18 protein-coding genes are annotated in these 18,655 nt (G+C 32.6%); 11 read left to right on the top strand and 7 right to left on the bottom strand.

Going from position 1 to position 18,655, the window contains the following annotated elements; genetic code table 11:
* Positions 1-42: 42 nt before the first annotated feature.
* The 5 genes from ACHZDT_RS17430 to ACHZDT_RS17450 all read right to left on the bottom strand — a co-directional run bounded on the left by ACHZDT_RS17430 (position 43) and on the right by ACHZDT_RS17450 (position 5,463).
* Positions 43-642, bottom strand: a complete 600-nt coding sequence (locus ACHZDT_RS17430) for a DNA-3-methyladenine glycosylase family protein (RefSeq protein ID WP_394775923.1) — start codon at positions 640-642, stop codon at positions 43-45.
* A gap of 13 nt (positions 643-655) precedes the next feature.
* Positions 656-799, bottom strand: coding sequence for a hypothetical protein (locus tag ACHZDT_RS17435; protein WP_394775924.1), 144 nt, complete (start codon positions 797-799; stop codon positions 656-658).
* Positions 800-815: 16 nt separating this feature from the next.
* Complete coding sequence (locus ACHZDT_RS17440; RefSeq protein ID WP_394775925.1) at positions 816-1,868, bottom strand: acyltransferase; 1,053 nt, start codon at positions 1,866-1,868, stop codon at positions 816-818.
* Between the two features lie 49 nt (positions 1,869-1,917).
* Positions 1,918-4,419 (bottom strand): DUF5686 family protein, encoded by a 2,502-nt coding sequence (locus ACHZDT_RS17445; protein WP_394775926.1) that lies wholly within the window; start codon positions 4,417-4,419, stop codon positions 1,918-1,920.
* Positions 4,420-4,485: 66 nt separating this feature from the next.
* Positions 4,486-5,463 (bottom strand): pyruvate dehydrogenase complex E1 component subunit beta, encoded by a 978-nt coding sequence (locus ACHZDT_RS17450; RefSeq protein WP_394775928.1) that lies wholly within the window; start codon positions 5,461-5,463, stop codon positions 4,486-4,488.
* A gap of 490 nt (positions 5,464-5,953) precedes the next feature.
* Between ACHZDT_RS17450 and ACHZDT_RS17455 the strand changes: the two genes are divergently transcribed.
* The 4 genes from ACHZDT_RS17455 to ACHZDT_RS17470 all read left to right on the top strand — a co-directional run bounded on the left by ACHZDT_RS17455 (position 5,954) and on the right by ACHZDT_RS17470 (position 9,473).
* Entirely contained in the window at positions 5,954-6,700 is a 747-nt protein-coding gene (locus ACHZDT_RS17455; RefSeq protein WP_394775929.1) for an electron transfer flavoprotein subunit beta/FixA family protein, read from the top strand.
* Positions 6,701-6,787: 87 nt separating this feature from the next.
* Positions 6,788-7,756 carry an electron transfer flavoprotein subunit alpha/FixB family protein gene (locus tag ACHZDT_RS17460; protein ID WP_394775930.1) on the top strand — a complete coding sequence of 323 codons (969 nt, stop codon included), beginning with the start codon at positions 6,788-6,790 and terminating at the stop codon, positions 7,754-7,756.
* Positions 7,757-7,920: 164 nt separating this feature from the next.
* Positions 7,921-8,544: a bifunctional nuclease domain-containing protein gene (locus ACHZDT_RS17465; RefSeq protein ID WP_394775931.1), complete on the top strand. Its 624-nt coding sequence runs from the start codon at positions 7,921-7,923 to the stop codon at positions 8,542-8,544.
* A 77-nt stretch (positions 8,545-8,621) separates the two neighbouring features.
* Positions 8,622-9,473 (top strand): thymidylate synthase, encoded by an 852-nt coding sequence (locus ACHZDT_RS17470; protein WP_394775933.1) that lies wholly within the window; start codon positions 8,622-8,624, stop codon positions 9,471-9,473.
* A 110-nt stretch (positions 9,474-9,583) separates the two neighbouring features.
* Here the strand turns inward: ACHZDT_RS17470 and ACHZDT_RS17475 are convergent, their stop codons facing one another.
* Entirely contained in the window at positions 9,584-9,880 is a 297-nt protein-coding gene (locus ACHZDT_RS17475; protein WP_394775934.1) for an isoamylase early set domain-containing protein, read from the bottom strand.
* Positions 9,881-10,119: 239 nt separating this feature from the next.
* Between ACHZDT_RS17475 and ACHZDT_RS17480 the strand changes: the two genes are divergently transcribed.
* The 4 genes from ACHZDT_RS17480 to ACHZDT_RS17495 all read left to right on the top strand — a co-directional run bounded on the left by ACHZDT_RS17480 (position 10,120) and on the right by ACHZDT_RS17495 (position 12,979).
* A complete protein-coding gene (locus ACHZDT_RS17480; protein ID WP_394775936.1) occupies positions 10,120-10,464 on the top strand; it encodes a 2TM domain-containing protein in 345 nt (114 codons plus the stop codon).
* A gap of 11 nt (positions 10,465-10,475) precedes the next feature.
* Positions 10,476-10,958 carry a dihydrofolate reductase gene (locus ACHZDT_RS17485; RefSeq protein ID WP_394775938.1) on the top strand — a complete coding sequence of 161 codons (483 nt, stop codon included), beginning with the start codon at positions 10,476-10,478 and terminating at the stop codon, positions 10,956-10,958.
* A gap of 577 nt (positions 10,959-11,535) precedes the next feature.
* Positions 11,536-12,267: a bifunctional demethylmenaquinone methyltransferase/2-methoxy-6-polyprenyl-1,4-benzoquinol methylase UbiE gene (ubiE, locus tag ACHZDT_RS17490; RefSeq protein ID WP_394775939.1), complete on the top strand. Its 732-nt coding sequence runs from the start codon at positions 11,536-11,538 to the stop codon at positions 12,265-12,267.
* Position 12,268: 1 nt separating this feature from the next.
* Positions 12,269-12,979, top strand: coding sequence for a porin family protein (locus ACHZDT_RS17495; protein WP_394775940.1), 711 nt, complete (start codon positions 12,269-12,271; stop codon positions 12,977-12,979).
* Positions 12,980-12,988: 9 nt separating this feature from the next.
* Here ACHZDT_RS17495 and ACHZDT_RS17500 read toward each other — a convergent pair whose 3' ends face one another.
* The gene (locus ACHZDT_RS17500; RefSeq protein WP_394775942.1) at positions 12,989-13,717 is read right to left on the bottom strand and encodes a TrmH family RNA methyltransferase; all 729 of its coding nucleotides are present in this window, start codon (positions 13,715-13,717) and stop codon (positions 12,989-12,991) included.
* A 37-nt stretch (positions 13,718-13,754) separates the two neighbouring features.
* Between ACHZDT_RS17500 and ACHZDT_RS17505 the strand changes: the two genes are divergently transcribed.
* The 3 genes from ACHZDT_RS17505 (at position 13,755) to accD (ending at position 18,376) form a co-directional block, all read left to right on the top strand.
* Positions 13,755-16,319, top strand: coding sequence for a BamA/TamA family outer membrane protein (locus ACHZDT_RS17505; RefSeq protein ID WP_394775944.1), 2,565 nt, complete (start codon positions 13,755-13,757; stop codon positions 16,317-16,319).
* Positions 16,320-16,377: 58 nt separating this feature from the next.
* Complete coding sequence (fbaA, locus tag ACHZDT_RS17510; RefSeq protein WP_394775945.1) at positions 16,378-17,445, top strand: class II fructose-bisphosphate aldolase; 1,068 nt, start codon at positions 16,378-16,380, stop codon at positions 17,443-17,445.
* A 76-nt stretch (positions 17,446-17,521) separates the two neighbouring features.
* Entirely contained in the window at positions 17,522-18,376 is an 855-nt protein-coding gene (gene accD / locus ACHZDT_RS17515) for an acetyl-CoA carboxylase, carboxyltransferase subunit beta (RefSeq protein WP_213294720.1), read from the top strand.
* Positions 18,377-18,655: the final 279 nt, after the last annotated feature.

Raw genomic sequence — 18,655 nt, forward strand, 5'->3', positions numbered from 1 at the left:
AACTACATTAATCTACCTACTTTTCTTTTAAAAAACAGGTAGTTAATATGTAATCTTCCTATTTCGTTTGTTTAAATAATAATGCCACAGTAAATATGTTGCATAAGATCGATACGGACTCCATTGTTGTGCATGGATTTCCATTTCTAATTTATCGTGAATATTAAGCAATTCTTTGATTGTATTTATAACTGCAATATCTCCTAACGGAATCAAATCCGGTTCCTGAAGGCAAAACATTAGGTAAATATCAATCGTCCAATTTCCGATTCCTTTTAATTTAATAAGTTCTTCCCTGACTTGTTTTGCCGTTTTTGTCGCTAAACTTTCAATATCCAGTTCTTTGCTTAAAACAGCTTCCGCCAAAATTTTAATATATTTTGTTTTTTGCCGACTTACTCCCAAAGCGCGAAACTCTTCGTCTGATAAAACTGACATTGTTTCAGGGTAACAGGTTGTATAGGCTTTGATTTTTAAAAATGTGGCTTTCGCCGAATCTATAGAGACTTGCTGTTCGAGGATTAATAATACCAAAGTCTCAAAACCCTGCGGACGTTTTGGGATTTGCGGTAATCCGTATTTCTCGATTATTTCCTGAAAGATGGGATTTTTTGTGGATAGAAAATCTATGGCTCCTTGCATAACTATGAGTTTTTTAGCCCGATAGTCCCCAGGCTTCGGGAGAAATCCTTTTGTTTTTTTCTTTTAAAAATAAAAGATTGAAACGGATAGCGGGAATTGCTCCTAAATTAATTAAAAAATCTCGCAAAGACGCAAAGGCGAAAAGTTTTGTTTTCACGCAGATTTTTTATTATTTATCCTGCTATATATTTTCCGTAAGGCAACTTATTTAGAGAATATATAATCAAGGTAGATATTAATAAACAAAGTAAAGTCGTTACCGGAATTGCCAATATGGGATTTATAAAGCCATAATTTATTTTGAATGTCTTCAGGAAAGTCAAAACTAAAACATGTACCAGATAAATTCCGTAACTATATTTACTAATGAAATTTACAGCTTTTATGATTCGTAAATTAGAAATTTCGAAGTTCTTAAAAAACATAAAAACTCCAATAGAAACCATTAAAACATTCAAAGTATTGTTAGTATAAAAATATTCTACAAAGTGATTTTTACGATGTGACAAAAAATAAGTACCAAGAATCGTAATACTAATTCCAACAATTATTAAAAGGATAGCAATTACCTTAATCGTTCTTTTACTAACCGCGAAGGACTTAATTGATAAATAATATCCTAAAACGACATATCCTATAAATCCTGAAAAATAAATGAGATCAATGTTAATTCTGAATTCTGATAAAATTGGCTGATTAATAACCAGGGTAAATATCCAGATAATTATAAAATATAAAATCTCGTTTTCGGTAGCATTTTGAACCCATTTACTTAGTATTGGAATAAAAAGATAGATGCCAATAATCATATAAATGTACCAAAGATGATAGGAAGCACCATTTAATAGCTGATGAATTATCCATTTTATAATGGCAAAAAAAGACATTTGGCTACCACCGGAAATTTTATCATTTACGGCAAAAATTGCATAAATAATACTCCAGAATAAGAAAGGTAAAACTATTCTTGAAAATCTTTTTCTTAAAAAATCATTTAATTCATACGTTCTGCTTAACATTAATACGCCTGTGAGCATAACGAATATAGGAACGCAGAAACGAACTAAACTGTCATAAATATTTCCAGTCCACCAGATAAAAGTAGAAATATGTCCAAATTGGTATAAAATTTCTGAGGAAACATGCAAAAAAATCACACTGATTGTTGCAACAACTCTTAAATTAGTTGTCCATGCCATTTTATTACCATTCTGGTTTTCACTCATAAAATGTTTATTTGTTAATTATAATATGAAATCAGACTATCTAAATTTATTAGAAGTAGAATCCGAAAGATCCTTTTACCGCAAATTTATTAGCGCCCGGATCGTTTAAATAACTTCCTCTCCAGGAGAAATCAATACGGAAAACTTTAAAGATATTCCCAATTCCGGCATTGTATTCCCAATACACATTTTCCGGTGCATTATACGGCTGATCTGATGCATTTATGGCTCTGTTTGCGTTTGAAATAGTTCCATAAACTCCTTTTACGCCTACAAATTCTCTCCAGTTTAGTTTTCTCATGAATGGAATTCTGGAGAATAATCGTCCTCCAAAATCATGATTCCATTGTAAAGTCGTGTATTGATCTGTAATAAATTCGTAGAAATTCAAGTTACTAAACGTATTTTCGATTGTAAAATAAGTCTGGTTTCCAGGAATTACACTCATTAATCCTAACGGAATTGTACCAAAGGTTTTTCCGGTTTCAAGAATAATATTCGATCTTCCTAATGGTCCAATTATAATAGGCTGTTTGTAGAATAGCTGTATTTTTTCGTAGGCAAAATCACTATTCATAACTCCTTTAAGTCCATAACTAAAATTGACAAAGAAATGGCTGAACGGACTATCTACTAAATCTCTTTCTACTCCAAAACCAATTGTTTTACGATTTGGCATATATTCAAACTGAATATTTGCTTCTGATTGTTTTACTGCACTTGCAATAACACCGGCAGGATTTGCGGCAGTTGGCAATGTGGTATAATAATCTAAACTAAAAGTTGGTGAAGCCGATTCTAACGTTCTATATGAAACACCTGCCTGAACGACAAAGTTCTTTATAGGTTCCATTTCTACCGAAACGTTGGTTAAATTAATATTGGTTAATTTTCCGTTACTTCCTGTTGTAAATAATGCCGAAGACGCAAAACTTCGTCCTAAAATATCGTTTGTTGTAGTTAAACTGGCTCCAATTTGTTCAATATCGCGCCTGTTTCCTCCGGAAATAATAACCCGATTTTTTTTATCGACCATCCATTTTCCGGAAAGTCCATATTTAAATTTATTATCGTCAAAACCATAAGCGGTATATGCCTGAATACGCCACGGATCATTTGGTCCAAAATAGGTTCTTCCTCCTGCACGGATTCGTAAACCTTCGACTTCATTGTAACCAAATGTGGAAAATATAGGTCCGAAATCAAAGTTTTTAAACTCGACATAACCACTTCCTAAAATAGAAACTAAACTATAAAGCTGCTTAAATCGCTTGACAGTTTGTAAAGTGTCCAGCATTTTATAAATACCGGCTTCATCCTTGTTTAATTTTTCAAAACGATTTTCCTCCCAAAATTCGGGCGGTCGGTCATAAACGGCGTTGTCTATATAATTGACTTCCTGTTTATAGAAACTTTCGGGTTTTTGAATATTGAATTTATGACCTTTATATAAGGTGGTTCTTTTACCGTAAACTCCTTTTGATTTTTCTTTTTTATTCAAAGCAAAATCAGACATCATATAATCGCGGGTCAATAGAAAAACGGAGTCGTTTTCTACTTCAAATTCCTGTTCGATATAAATATCTTTTACCCAGTTAATATTAGCACTTTTGGTAACTGCCATATTAATTTTCTTGATCGCAAAAGTGGTGTCATTTACCCAAAAATCTCCTTTAAAAGTCAATTCGTTTTTACGTCTTGGATAAAAAACAATATTATAACACCATTTTTTATCAATGTAAGCACTGTCTTTCAGGACATAATTATAAACATCAATTCCGGTTTTTGAAAGCGGACTTGTAAAGCTCTTGTCAAAAAACTTAAGGTGATTGTCGTAAATATTATAATCTGAATAAAGGTCTTTTACAAAAGATAAAATCTGCTGATTTCCATTGAATCCAGAGGTTTTACTTCCGGTAATATTTTCTTTTGTTTTCTTTAATTTATTATCTCCGTAAACATCATATAATGATTCGTTGATAAAAATTGGTAAATAAGTTTTACCTGTAATATCAGATGTATCAACGTGTTGAAACACAAACTCCATTCCTTTAAAGAGTTTATTTTTCATAAAAGCGCTGTCAATTGTGTTCATGTCGAACTCAACTTTCTCGTACTTTTGCATTTGATATTGATTGAATTGGTACAAACCGTTTTTACGTTTTCGTTCCCAAATTTTTCTCAATATATCTAATGCCGGATTGTTCTTTTTAGATGTTTTTCCGGTAAAAATTACAACTTCATTAAGTGCTTCAGCTTCGCTTAAAACTATTTTGAAATCATAATTTACGGCTTTTTCTAACGGAACTTCCTTGTCTGAAAATCCTGCTGATGTAATTAATAAAGCGGTATAGGTAGTTGGAGATTCCAAATAAAAACGACCGTCTTCATTAGAAACTATTCCTGTGTTTGACCCTTTAAAAACAACATTGGCAAACGGAACAGGCTGATTCGATTTGTCCAAAACAATTCCACTCACTTTCGTTTGTGCAGTAGCAATATTTGCAAGCGCAAATACAAAAAATAGGCTGAGTAAAATTATTTTTTTCATAATCTGGCAAAAAAAAACTTCATCAATTAATATGACTGATGAAGTTTTAAGAGTATTGTTTATTGACTATTTGTACATTACTTTCTTTACTGCTTTTACTACATCAGCTGCGTTTGGCAACCAGTCTTTTAGTAAAACAGGAGAGTAAGGTGCAGGTGTGTCTGCAGTTGTAATACGTTGAATTGGCGCATCAAGAAAATCAAAAGCTTGCTCCTGAACGATATATGTGATTTCAGATGAAATACTTGCAAATGGCCAGGCTTCTTCTAAAATTACTAAACGGTTTGTTTTTTTAACAGATTTAAGAATAGCATCTTTATCCATAGGACGAACTGTTCTTAAGTCGATAATCTCACATGAAATTCCTTCTTTTTCTAATTCATCAGCAGCGATAAAAGCTTCTTTAATGATTTTTCCGAAAGAAACAATTGTAACATCTTTTCCTTCACGTTTAATATCAGCAACTCCAAGTGGAATTGTGTATTCTCCGTCCGGCACTTCACCTTTATCACCATACATTTGCTCAGATTCCATAAAAATTACAGGATCATTATCACGAATTGCAGATTTTAAAAGTCCTTTTGCATCATAAGGAGTTGAAGGCACGACTACTTTAAGTCCCGGAGTATTAGCAAACCAGTTTTCTAAAGCTTGTGAGTGTGTCGCTCCTAATTGACCAGCAGAAGCAGTTGGTCCACGAAAAACGATAGGTACATTAAATTGTCCTCCTGTCATTTGACGCATTTTAGCAGCGTTATTTATAATTTGATCAATACCTACTAAACAGAAGTTGAAAGTCATGTACTCCACAATAGGACGACAACCGTTCATAGCTGATCCTACTGCAATTCCTGTAAAACCAAGCTCAGCAATTGGAGTATCGATTACTCTTTTTTCGCCAAACTCAGCAAGCATTCCTTTTGAAGCTTTGTATGCTCCGTTGTATTCTGCAACTTCTTCGCCCATTAAATATATGGATTCATCGTGACGCATTTCTTCGCTCATCGCTTCGCAAATGGCCTCTCTAAATTGTATTGTTCTCATATTTATATTGTATGTTGAATTTTCTGAAGAGCAAAAATAATTATTTTAAATAACTTAAAAGCATAAATCGAATTTAAAATCACACGATCTTCTTCTGCTCTTGCGCTTTTTAACTTTTTAAAATTTATTATGATATTTACGAAATCGATATAATAACAGTTATTTCGTTCATAAACACTTTCAAACAATATCAGCTCTTTTGTTTAATATTGTTTTGATAAAATTCTTCTCTAAAAACGCAACAATTCAAAAAGCAGTATAAAACAAGCGCAGTTTAACAGTTGTTTGAATCTGGTACTTTGCGAAATTGCTAAGGATCAACAGCAATGCATCAATTATTTCTTTTTGATTACAGCAATAACAGCTCAAAATTTCATAATTTCCGAAATCGTAATAGTTTTTAAAAATATTATGCATGCATAGTATAATTATTCCAAATAATATTCTAAATTTGTGACAATGAATTTTTAGAACTATAAAATATATACTTATGAAAATATTAGTTTGCATCAGCCACGTGCCTGATACTACTTCAAAAATCATCTTCTCCAATGGTGACTCAGAATTCGATACCAATGGTGTTCAATATGTAATTAATCCTAATGACGAGTTTGGCTTAACACGTGCAATCTGGTTTCAGGAGCAACAAGGCGCTACTGTAACTGTAGTAAATGTAGGCGGACCTGATACTGAACCTACTTTGCGTAAAGCATTGGCAATTGGCGCAAACGAAGCAATTCGTATTAACGCTAATCCAACAGACGGTTTTTTTGTTGCAAAACAATTGGCTGAAGTAATTAAAAATGGTGGTTACGATTTAGTAATCGCAGGAAAAGAATCTTTAGATTATAACGGTGGAATGGTTCCCGGAATGATTGCAGGAATTTTAGGTTCTAACTTTTTAAACTCTTGTACAAGTTTAACTGTTGATGGAAATAATGTAAAAGCAGTTCGTGATATTGATGGCGGAAAAGAAACTGTAAGCACTACTTTACCATTAATTATTGGTGGTCAAAAAGGTCTTGTTGAAGAAAAAGATCTTCGTATACCTAATATGAGAGGAATTATGACTGCAAGAACAAAAGTACTTACGATTCTTGAGCCAGTTGACGCACCTGTAAATACAAAAGCAGTGAAATTTGAAAAACCAGCTCCTAAATCAGCAGTAAAATTAATTTCTCCTGACAATTTAGATGAGTTAATCAATTTATTACACAACGAAGCGAAAGTAATCTAGTAAACAGTTTTCAGTCTCGGTTTTCAGACTTCAGTTTACAACTTGAAACCTGAAACCTGAAACTAACAACCTTTAAACAAAAAAATCATGTCAATATTAATATATGCAGAATCTGCAGAAGGAAAATTTAAAAAAGTTGCTTTTGAATTAGCTTCTTACGCTAAAAAAATAGCAGAATCTTTAGGAACAACCGTAACCGCTTTAACCGTTAACATTAGTGATGTAAGCGAATTATCTAAATACGGAGTTGATAAAGTATTAAAAGTAACCAATGATAAACTAGCTGGTTTTACCGCTAAGGCTTACGCCGATGTTATCAAACAAGCTGCTGAAAAAGAAGGAACAAAAGTTGTTTTACTATCTTCTACAACAGATAGTATTTATCTTTCATCATTAGTTGCAGTATCATTAAATGCTGGTTTCGCATCTAATGTTGTGGGATTACCAGTAAGTACTTCACCGTTTCAGGTAAAAAGAAATGCTTTTTCAAACAAAGCTTTCAATATTACTGAAATCAGTACAGATGTAAAAGTTCTTGGCTTAGCTAAAAATTCTTACGGAATTTTTGAAAGCGCAGGATCTGCAACTGAAGAAGATTTTAGCCCAACAATTGGAGACAATGACTTTGGAGTAAAAGTAGAATCTGTAGAAAAAGTAAGCGGAAAAGTGTCTATTGCTGATGCTGACATTGTAGTTTCTGGCGGACGTGGATTAAAAGGTCCTGAAAACTGGGGATTAGTTGAAGATTTAGCTGCTGTTTTAGGCGCTGCAACTGCATGTTCTAAACCAGTTTCGGATTTAGGATGGAGACCTCACAGTGAACACGTTGGACAAACAGGAAAACCTGTAGCAACGAACTTATATATTGCTATCGGGATTTCTGGTGCTATTCAGCACATTGCAGGTATCAACTCATCAAAAGTAAAAGTTGTTATCAATAGCGATCCTGAAGCTCCTTTCTTTAAAGTTGCAGATTACGGTATTGTTGGAGATGCATTTACAATTATTCCTGAATTAACTGAAAAATTAAAAGCTTTTAAAGCCCAACATTCTTAATTTAAAAATTCTCTATAAAAATATAGCTACCTAAAAACAAGATAATCGTATCTTTGTTTTAGGTAGCTTTTTTGTTCCATATTTTTTGATTAAAATTGCACCTTTATTTTTCAATCAAAAAAAGTATTAAAATGAGGCATTAATTGCCCTTTTTACCCACATATATGAGTCTAGTAAAATTATCCATAAAAGGAATTTCATACAGTCAAACTCAAAATGGCGCTTATGCCTTAATTTTGAACGAAGTTGATGGCGAAAGAAAATTACCAATAGTTATTGGTGCTTTTGAAGCCCAATCGATTGCTATTGCTTTAGAAAAAGAAATTAAACCTCCTCGCCCATTAACGCACGATTTATTTAAAAACTTCGCTGAAAGATTTGATATTGTCGTTAAACAAGTGATTATTCACAAACTTGTTGATGGTGTTTTTTATTCCAGTTTAATTTGCGAAAGAGACAAAATCGAAGAAATTATTGATGCAAGAACTTCTGATGCGATTGCATTGGCTTTACGTTTCAATGCTCCTATTTTTACTTACAAAAACATCTTGGACAAAGCCGGAATTTACTTAAAATCGAATACCGCAGATGCTGATCAGGGTTCTCAGGAAATTGACGATGTACTTTCTAATCCTGATACTTTTGGTCATGAAGAAGAAACCAATCAATCCGGTGATGTTTATGCCAAACATAGTTTGCAAGAACTAAATGAGCTTTTAGATCAGGCTGTTTCTCAGGAAGATTATGAAAAAGCAGCAAAAATCAGAGACGAAATCTCGAAAAGATAAATTCTTATTGTTTAATCGTGGATTTGTTTATTCGTTTAACCGATTAAACAAATAACGAATAACCGAATAAACTAACAATGAAACAATACTTAGATTTAGTACAACATGTTTTAGAAAACGGTTGTCAAAAAGGAGACAGAACAGGAACGGGAACTAAAAGTGTTTTTGGTTACCAAATGCGTTTTGATTTAAGTGAAGGTTTCCCAATGGTTACAACTAAAAAATTACACTTAAAGTCTATTATTTACGAATTGCTTTGGTTTTTAAAAGGCGATACTAATATAAAATACCTTCAGGAAAACGGAGTAAAAATCTGGGATGCCTGGGCAGATTCAAATGGCGATTTAGGTCCGGTTTACGGACATCAATGGCGCAATTGGAATAGTGAAGAAATTGATCAGATATCTGAATTGATTACCGAACTTAAAACAAACCCAAACAGCCGCAGAATGTTGGTTTCGGCCTGGAATCCTTCTGTTTTACCAGATACTAAAAAATCATTCGAAGAAAATGTAGCTAATAATAAAGCTGCTTTGCCTCCTTGTCACGCATTTTTTCAGTTTTATGTATCAAGTCCTGATCCTGAAAAAGGAGAAACTAAAGGAAAACTTTCTTGTCAATTGTATCAGCGAAGCGCTGATATATTTTTAGGAGTTCCGTTTAATATTGCTTCTTACGCATTATTAACAATGATGATCGCTCAGGTTTGCGATTTAGAATATGGTGAATTTATTCACACTTTTGGAGATGCGCATATTTACAACAATCATTTTGAACAGTTAGAATTGCAATTAACTCGCGATCCTAAACCATTGCCAAAAATGATTTTGAATTCGGAGATTAAAAATATTTTTGATTTTGATTTTGATGACTTTACACTTTTAGATTATGAACCACACGCTGGTATAAAAGGAAGTGTTGCTGTATAAAAAAAATAAACACGAATTTCACAAATTGCCACTAATTATTTCGTGAATTAATTATGCGAATTAAGCTATCCGTTAAGATTTGTTGGAAATTCGGGAAATTCGTGTTTAAATTATACTACTAATACACTATTTTCACTTCCGGCATAATCATTCCATTTATATGAATCTGCCTCAGGATCGTTAACATAACTTCCGTCAATTACGTATTTAAACTCGTAAATTGCATCTTTAACTAAATCATAAGTGGCTTTAAAAGTTCCATTTTTCAACTTACTCAAAGTTCCTTCTTCGACATTCCAGTTATTAAAATCACCAACAACAGCCGCGGAACTTGCATCTTTAGCATCTATTGAAAATGTAACTTTACAAACTGGCTTGGCTTTAACAAATTGCTTCTTTAAAGACATAACTATTTAGTTTTTAGATTTATACAATAAAATTAAACAAATTCACATGAACTTTTGATATGCCCTGAATCGATTTGTGATAATATCAAAAAGAGAATATTTTTTTAGCCGTATTAATAATTAATTCCCAGTAAAATTTTGAATTTCAAACTAACCGCTCATTTTAGCAGAAATATTCTACAATCTAAATAGGGGTGTTTACAAAATAAATTTTAACTTTATGACCTCATTTATATCTTATGGAAAAAGAAGTGCACGAACAATACGAATACGCCAGAAGAAGACTTAGACAAAAAAAAATCCTGTATTTTCATTTTGTACTTTTTCTACTAGGAAGTTTGTTTTTATTTATTGCTAACAGATTTTTTGGTTTTGGTGATACTACAGATCAAAACTGGTGTATTTGGGGTGTAACAATTTGGTTTTTCATTTTTATTCTGCATTTTATAAAGGTGTACATCACAGATCGATTCATGAATAAAAAATGGGAAAGAGAACAAATTGACCGACTTGTTGGCTTACAACAAAAAAGAATTACTCAATTAGAATCCCGAATAAATGAGGATACTGAAAATAAAATTTAGTTTTATACGCCATGATTATAATGATAGCGGCTGTTGCCGAAAATAACGCACTTGGAAAAAACAATGAATTAGTCTGGTACTTGCCTAATGATTTTAAAAGATTCAAATCGCTAACTACAAATCATCATATTATTATGGGAAGAAAAACTTTTGAAAGCTTCCCGAAACCACTACCAAACAGGGTTCACGTTGTTATAACACGCCAAAAAGATTACAATCCTGAAGGTTGTATTATTGTAGACAGCATTGAAAAAGCAATTACTGTATGTCCTGAAAATGAAGATTCGTATATTATAGGCGGAGGTGAAATTTATAATTTGGGTTTACCTTATACTGATATTATAGAAATAACAAAGGTTCATCATACTTTTGAAGCTGATACTTTTTTTCCTGAAATAAATAATGACGAATGGCAACTGGTAGAAAGTGAAGAAAACTTTAAAGATGAAAAGCATCTTTATGATTATACTTACGAAACATACATTAAAAAATAAAAAAACACCCTCTTTTGGAGGATGTTTTTTAGAAACGATTGATTTTTAGATCTGACTCATTCGAGTAATAGTTTTGGTAACAAAAATCACAAATGTTAAAAACATCTGAAATAATGAATAACATTTAATATATCGAGAACTAGTCTCAAAAGCGCCTTTAATAACAAATACCACTAAGATATTAAAGGCAAGAAAATTAAAATTTCCAAAAACAAATTTAATCCTAAGAACGTACTTCGCACTTTAAAAGAGTATTGACCCCAAGAACAACACTTTTCAAAACTACTTACAAGAACAAATGAATTACCAGTGCAAAAAAAGCATTCATCTGATTCAAGTCATTTATTTACTATCAATCATTAAAATTTTATCTTTTAACTGAAGCAAAGTTGGTTATAAAATCTACGGTGCACAATACCGTGTTTTAGGGATTTTTTAAAAATACCCTGTTTTAGTAATAGTCAAAATCAAATACCAAAAGCCTATTACAAGCTTGATCGCAAACATTTGATTTTACAAATTAAAAAACTCAATTACAGTTAAGTCAGATTGTATTATATTTGCGTAAATAAAAAAAATGTCTGAAAAAATAACCCCATATAAAGACTCTTCTTTAGGTAAAAAAGAGCAAGTTGCCCAAATGTTTGATAACATTTCTGGGAACTACGACAATTTAAACCGTGTGATTTCATTTGGAATTGATATTAAATGGCGAAAAAAAGTATTAAAAATAGTTTCGGACAAAAAACCAAAAATCATTCTTGATATTGCAACGGGAACTGGTGATTTAGCCATTTTGATGACTCAAACAAATGCCGAAAAAATAATTGGTCTTGATATTTCTGCCGGAATGCTTGAAGTTGGAAAAAAGAAAATCGAAGATAAAAAATTATCAAATGTAATTGATATGGTTTTAGGTGATTCTGAAAACATACCTTTTGATGACAATTATTTTGATGCAATTACTGTTGGTTTTGGCGTTAGGAATTTCGAAAATCTGGAGAAAGGTTTTGGTGAAATTTTGAGAGTTTTAAAACCAAATGGAGTTTTTGTGATCTTAGAGACTTCTGTTCCTGAAAAAACACCATATAAACAAGGATATAAATTTTACAGCAAAAACATACTTCCAATTATTGGTAAATTGTTTTCTAAAGACAATTCTGCTTATGGTTACTTGTCTGAATCTGCTGCTGTTTTTCCATATGGAGAAGCTCTGAACAATATTTTGATAAAAATTGGGTTTATAGATGTTGTAGCTATACCTCAAACTTTTGGGGTTGCAACCATTTATTCTGCATCTAAAAAATAGTATGAAAAAAACTGTAGTCTTACTTTTATTAGTCTTAACGACACAAGGATATTCTCAATTTGCTAAAAGCATGTTTAGTAAAGATCCAATTATAAATCTTGAAAACTGGCAAAAACAACGCCTGTATTTTGGGTATTACCTGGGATTTAATAGTTTTGATTTTAAATTTGACTATAAAAATCCCGGTCCGGATATTCAGGTAAAAAAAACTACGGGTTTTAACGTAGGTGTTGTAGCTGATTTAAGATTGCAGGAATATATTAATTTACGTTTTGAGCCAGGCTTGTACTATACAAAGCGTGATTTATATTATCCGAATTTACCTTTAGAAAAAGATTATTTCAGAGAAGTAAACAGTACTTATATTCACTTCCCTCTTTTATTAAAATTCTCGGCTTTGCGAACCGGAAACATCCGTCCGTATTTAGTTGGAGGAATGTCTACTACATTAAATTTATCCAGTAATGCGAAATCAAAAGACGACAATTTTGAAGGGAAATTCAGGGTTAAACAATGGACTGCGGCTTATGAGCTTGGTTTTGGGATAGATCTTTTCTCTGAATACTTTATTTTCTCTCCTTCTATTAGAGGTATGTTTGGTATTACCGATGAATTAATTCGTGACAATCCTGCAAACGGCCCAAGTCCATGGACCGGAAACATTGACTCTATGAAATCACGAGCAATTTTAATTAATTTTACTTTTCATTAAAACAAATTCTTAACTATTTCGTTTAAATTCACTAAGAATAATTGCAGTTGCGGTAGCTACATTTAAACTTTCGGTTTTTTGAAGCTCTCCAAACCTTGGAATTGTAAGTCGGCTGGTAACCGTTTCTTCAATCTCTTCTGAAATCCCATTGGCTTCATTACCCATAATAATGATTCCGGTTTGAGGCAGATTTGATTGATAAATATTTTCGCCGTCCATAAAAGTTCCAAAAACAGGAAGATTCGTTTCTGCAATAAATGTTTTCAAATCAACGTAATTCACATTTACTCTCGCAATAGAACCCATTGTTGCCTGAACTACTTTTGGATTATAAATATCGACTGTTTCTTTTGAACAAATAATTTGTTTGATGCCAAACCAGTCACAAAGACGCAAAATCGTTCCTAAATTTCCGGGATCGCGAATATCATCTAAAGCTAAAATTAACCCTGAGTTGATTATTTTGCTTTCGGATGGAATTTTAAAAACCGCCAAACATGAATTGGGAGTTGATAATGCGCTGATTTTTTTTAGGTCCTGCTCATAAATAAGCGTTCGTTTTGAAGAATGAACTTCTTCAAAATCATTTTGAGTCGTATATAAATGCTCTAATTCAAAATTGGATAACAACAATTCTTGAATTACTTTTACTCCTTCGGCAAAAAATAATTGATTTGCAAAACGCTGCTTTTTTTGATGTAAACCTGAGATAAGTTTTATTTGGTTTTTACTAACCATAAAATAATGTACTTTTGAATTAAATATTTAAGAACACTTGAAAAAGAATTCCACAAAAATAACAGCATTTATTCTAATAGCAACATTTATTTGCGGTTGTAATGCTGTAAAAAGAGTTCCCGATGGAAAAAACCTTCTTGTAAAAAATACTATTCTTGTAAACGGAAAGGCAACCAACGATGAAATTGCCTCTAACCAAATGTACCAAAAACCAAACGGAACATTACTGGGATATCGTTTACGCTTAAATTTATACAATTTAGCCAACTTAAATCCTGACTCTACATATCAGGCTAAATTTAAAAATCATCCCGGACTTTATGAGCGCCAGTCTAAATTATTATCTGCAAAACAAGTAGACAGACTTGGGCAATCTTTTTTAAACAAAGGTCTTAATGAATTTTTAAAAAATACGGGGGAACCTCCTGTAGTTATTGATACTGCAAAAACAAAAAAATCTCTTTTGCGTTTAAAATTCTATTATTTTAATAATGGCTATTTCAATGTTGCAACAGATTATAGCATTGATAGTGTTGCCAGAAAAAAAGCAAAAATAAATTATCTTATTACGACTGGACCGGCATATATTTTAGACAGTATAAATACTAATATTAAGACTCCGGCGCTGGATTCATTGTATAAAACCAATAATGAGCCTTCGTTTTTAAAATCCGGCAAACAATATAAAACGGCTGATTTTGAAGATGAAAAAAACCGTCTTACTACTTATTTCAGAAACCACGGTGCTTATTTTTTCCAGCCTACTTATGTTACTTTTGATATTGATACAATTGGTAAAAAAAGCAAAGCCGATGTAACTTTGATTATTAACAACAATAATATTCAGGAAAGAGATTCCAGCAGAACTGAACCTTTTAAGTTGTATAAAATTAGTGATGTTAACATTTATACGGATTATTCTCCTGCAAATGCAAAAACCAAAGTAAACGATAGTACAACGTACAACAACTTTAATTTATACAGTTATAAAAAACTAAAATATAAGCCTCGCGCTATTACAGATGCTATTTTTATCAATAAAGGAAGTACTTTTTCTGACACGAGAACAACGCTTTCTTCAAGATATTTAAATAATTTAAAGATTTTTAATTATCCTTCGATTCAATATGAAGTTGATAAACGCGACTCGACGGCACAATCCTTAATTGCAAATGTTTATCTGACACCAAGAAAAAAATACAGTTTTGGAGCTTCTTTTGATGTTACACACTCTAATATTCAGGATTTTGGTATTGGTGCAAGTATTTCTGAAACGATCCGAAACGTGTTTAACAGGGCTGAAACTCTTGAAATTTCGACTCGTTTAAATATTGGATCGTCTAAAGATATGGCTAATCCTAATGATAATTTCTTCAATGTATCTGAATATGGTATTGATTTAAAACTGAATTTCCCGAGGATTTTATTGCCTTTTGGAACTGAAAAAATTATCCCAAAAAGGATGATTCCTTCTACAAGTATTGCGGGAGGTTTCTCTAAACAAAGGAATATTGGTTTAGATAAGGAAAATTTTACGGGCGGAATTGCTTACAATTGGTCGCCTAAACGAAACAATACGGCTAAACTTGAATTGCTGAATGCTCAATTTGTACGTAATTTAAATCCGGGTAATTATTTTAAAGTTTATACTTCATCTTATAATGAATTAAATAATATTGGTAAAGATCACAATACTAACAATGATTACTTCGACAATCCGGATACTACTAAAAACTTAATTATCACAAAAGGAACTACTGGCTTCACTAATGATGTATTATCAAATAAAACAGATTTAGTTCCCGGAGATCCAGAATATAAAGATGTAGAAAGCATCGAAGAAAGAAGGGTTCGTTTGACTGAAAATGACTTTATTTTAGCAACGAGTTACACTTTTACAAAAACCACTAAAAAGGATCTTGCTGATAATACTTTTTATCAGTTTAAAACTAAAATTGAATCTGCAGGTACTTTATTATCTGCTATTTCAAGTATAGCAAATCTTCCTAAAAATTCTAATGGAAACTATGATATATTCAATTTAGAATATTCAGAATATATAAAAACCGAATTTGATTATATCAAGCACTGGGATTTTGGAAAAGAGCAAGTATTAGCCGTAAGAAGCTTTTTTGGAATAGCGATTCCGTTTGGTAATTCAAATTATATTCCGTTTTCACGAAGTTATTATTCCGGAGGTTCAAATGATAACCGCGCATGGCAACCATATGCTTTAGGTCCTGGAAGCACGAACGCTGTAAATGATTTTAACGAGGCAAATATGAAGATTGCAATGAGTGCCGAATTTCGATTTAAAGTTTTTGGCGATGTCAAAGGAGCAATCTTTGCAGATGCCGGAAATATCTGGAATGTGATGGATAATGTGATTGATGATAAGGCAAAATTCAACAACTTAAACGATTTAGCTGAAATTGCTTTAGGTTCAGGATTCGGTTTACGTTACGATTTAAGCTTCTTTGTTATTCGGTTAGATTTAGGGTTTAAGACTTATAATCCAGGACATGAGAAGGGAGATCGCTGGTTCAAAGAATACAATTTTGGGCACTCGGTTTTAAATTTTGGAATAAATTATCCTTTCTAATGCTAATTAATTCTTATTTTTGCAACCTAAAAACTAAAAACAACTAAAAAAAATTACAATGGCACACAATATCAAACCGGGAGTAGCTACAGGAGATCAAGTACAGGAGATTTTTAATTATGCGAAAGAAAAAGGTTTTGCTTTACCAGCAGTAAATGTTACTGGTTCAAGCACAATCAACGGAGTACTTGAAACTGCAGCAAAACTAAATGCACCGGTTATCATTCAATTTTCTAACGGAGGAGCTCAATTTAACGCTGGAAAAGGATTATCTAACGCTAACGAAAAATCAGCTATTGCTGGAGGAATCGCCGGAGCAAAACATATTCATACTTTGGCAGAAGCTTACGGTGCAACTGTAATTTTACATACTGACCACTGCGCAAAAAAATTATTACCTTGGATTGATGGTTTATTAGATGCTTCTGAAAAACATTTTGCAGAAACAGGAAAACCATTATTCAGTTCTCATATGATCGATTTGTCTGAGGAGCCAATCGAAGAAAACATCGAGATCTGTAAAGAATACTTGGCTAGAATGAGCAAAATGGGAATGACATTAGAAATCGAACTTGGTATTACAGGTGGTGAAGAAGATGGTGTTGACAACTCTGATGTTGATAGCTCAAAATTATATACTCAACCAGAAGAAGTTGCTTATGCTTATGAAGAATTATCTAAAATAAGCCCTAGATTTACAATTGCAGCAGCTTTTGGAAACGTTCACGGTGTTTACAAACCAGGAAACGTAAAATTAACTCCAAAAATCTTAAAAAACTCTCAGGATTTCGTACAAAACAAATTCAAAACTGGTCCTAATCCGGTAGATTTCGTTTTTCACGGAGGTTCAGGTTCTACACTTGAAGAAATCAGAGAAGGAATTAGCTACGGAGTTATCAAAATGAACATTGATACAGATTTACAATTTGCATATACTGAAGGAATTCGTGATTATATGGTTAAGAACATTGACTATTTAAAAACACAAATCGGTAACCCCGAAGGTTCTGAAGTTCCTAACAAAAAATATTATGACCCAAGAAAATGGGTACGTGAAAGTGAAGTGACATTCAACACAAGACTAGAACAAGCTTTTGCAGATTTAAACAATGTGAATACACTATAATCAAAAAGTTTAAAGTTTCAGGTTTAAAGTTTTCACAACTTTAAACTTTAAACCTGAAACAAAAAAAACATTAAATATGGCTTGGTTTAAAAGACAGGAAAAAGGGATTACGACTGCTACTGAAGATAAGATGGACGTTCCGAAAGGATTGTGGTACAAATCTCCTACTGGAAAAATTATTGACGCTGACGAATTAGCCAGAAACTTATTTGTTAGTCCGGAAGATGATTTTCACGTTAGAATTGGAAGCGCAACCTATTTTGAAATTTTATTTGACAATAACGAATTTGTTGAATTAGATAAAAACATGACATCAAAAGATCCTTTGCATTTTGTGGATACAAAAAAATATGCAGAAAGATTGAAAGATGTAATGGAGAAAACTCACCTTAAGGACGCTGTGCGTACCGGAGTGGGAAAATCTAAAGGAAAAGAACTTGTTATTTGTTGTATGGATTTTGCCTTTATTGGCGGATCTATGGGAGCTGTTGTTGGAGAAAAAATTGCAAGAGGTATTAATCACGCGATTAAAAACAAATTACCGTTTGTAATGATTTCTAAATCAGGTGGTGCCCGTATGATGGAAGCAGCTTATTCGTTAATGCAATTAGCTAAAACATCTGTAAAACTTGCACAACTTGCCGAAGCAGGATTACCGTACATCTCATTATGTACAGATCCTACAACTGGTGGAACAACTGCATCATATGCAATGTTAGGAGATATAAATATCTCTGAGCCAGGTGCTTTGATTGGTTTTGCTGGTCCTCGTGTTGTTCGTGACACTACAGGAAAAGATTTACCGGAAGGTTTTCAAACCGCTGAGTTCCTTTTAGAGCACGGTTTCCTTGACTTTATCACGCCTAGAAAAGAATTGAAAGATAAGATTAACTTATATATCGATTTAATTCAAAACAATACAATTAGATAGTTTTCAAACTTCTAAAACATATAAATCCCATTCGCTACGGCAAATGGGATTTTTTTGTGTGCGCATTTTTGTCATTCCGAGGAACGAGGAATCTCATCAAGTAGCTCCGCGTAGATTAGCGACAATCTTTGTCGATTTAGCACATGATATTCCTCGTTCCTCGGAATGACAAACTATACAAAAATAGTGTTATGAAAATGATTGTCCTAGCCCCGATAGAAGTGAAAATCCTTTTGTGGCGGGGTTCGCCACAAAAGATTGAAACGGATAGCGGGATTA

The organism is Flavobacterium sp. (assembly GCF_043722275.1).
In the GTDB taxonomy this organism is placed as follows: domain Bacteria; phylum Bacteroidota; class Bacteroidia; order Flavobacteriales; family Flavobacteriaceae; genus Flavobacterium.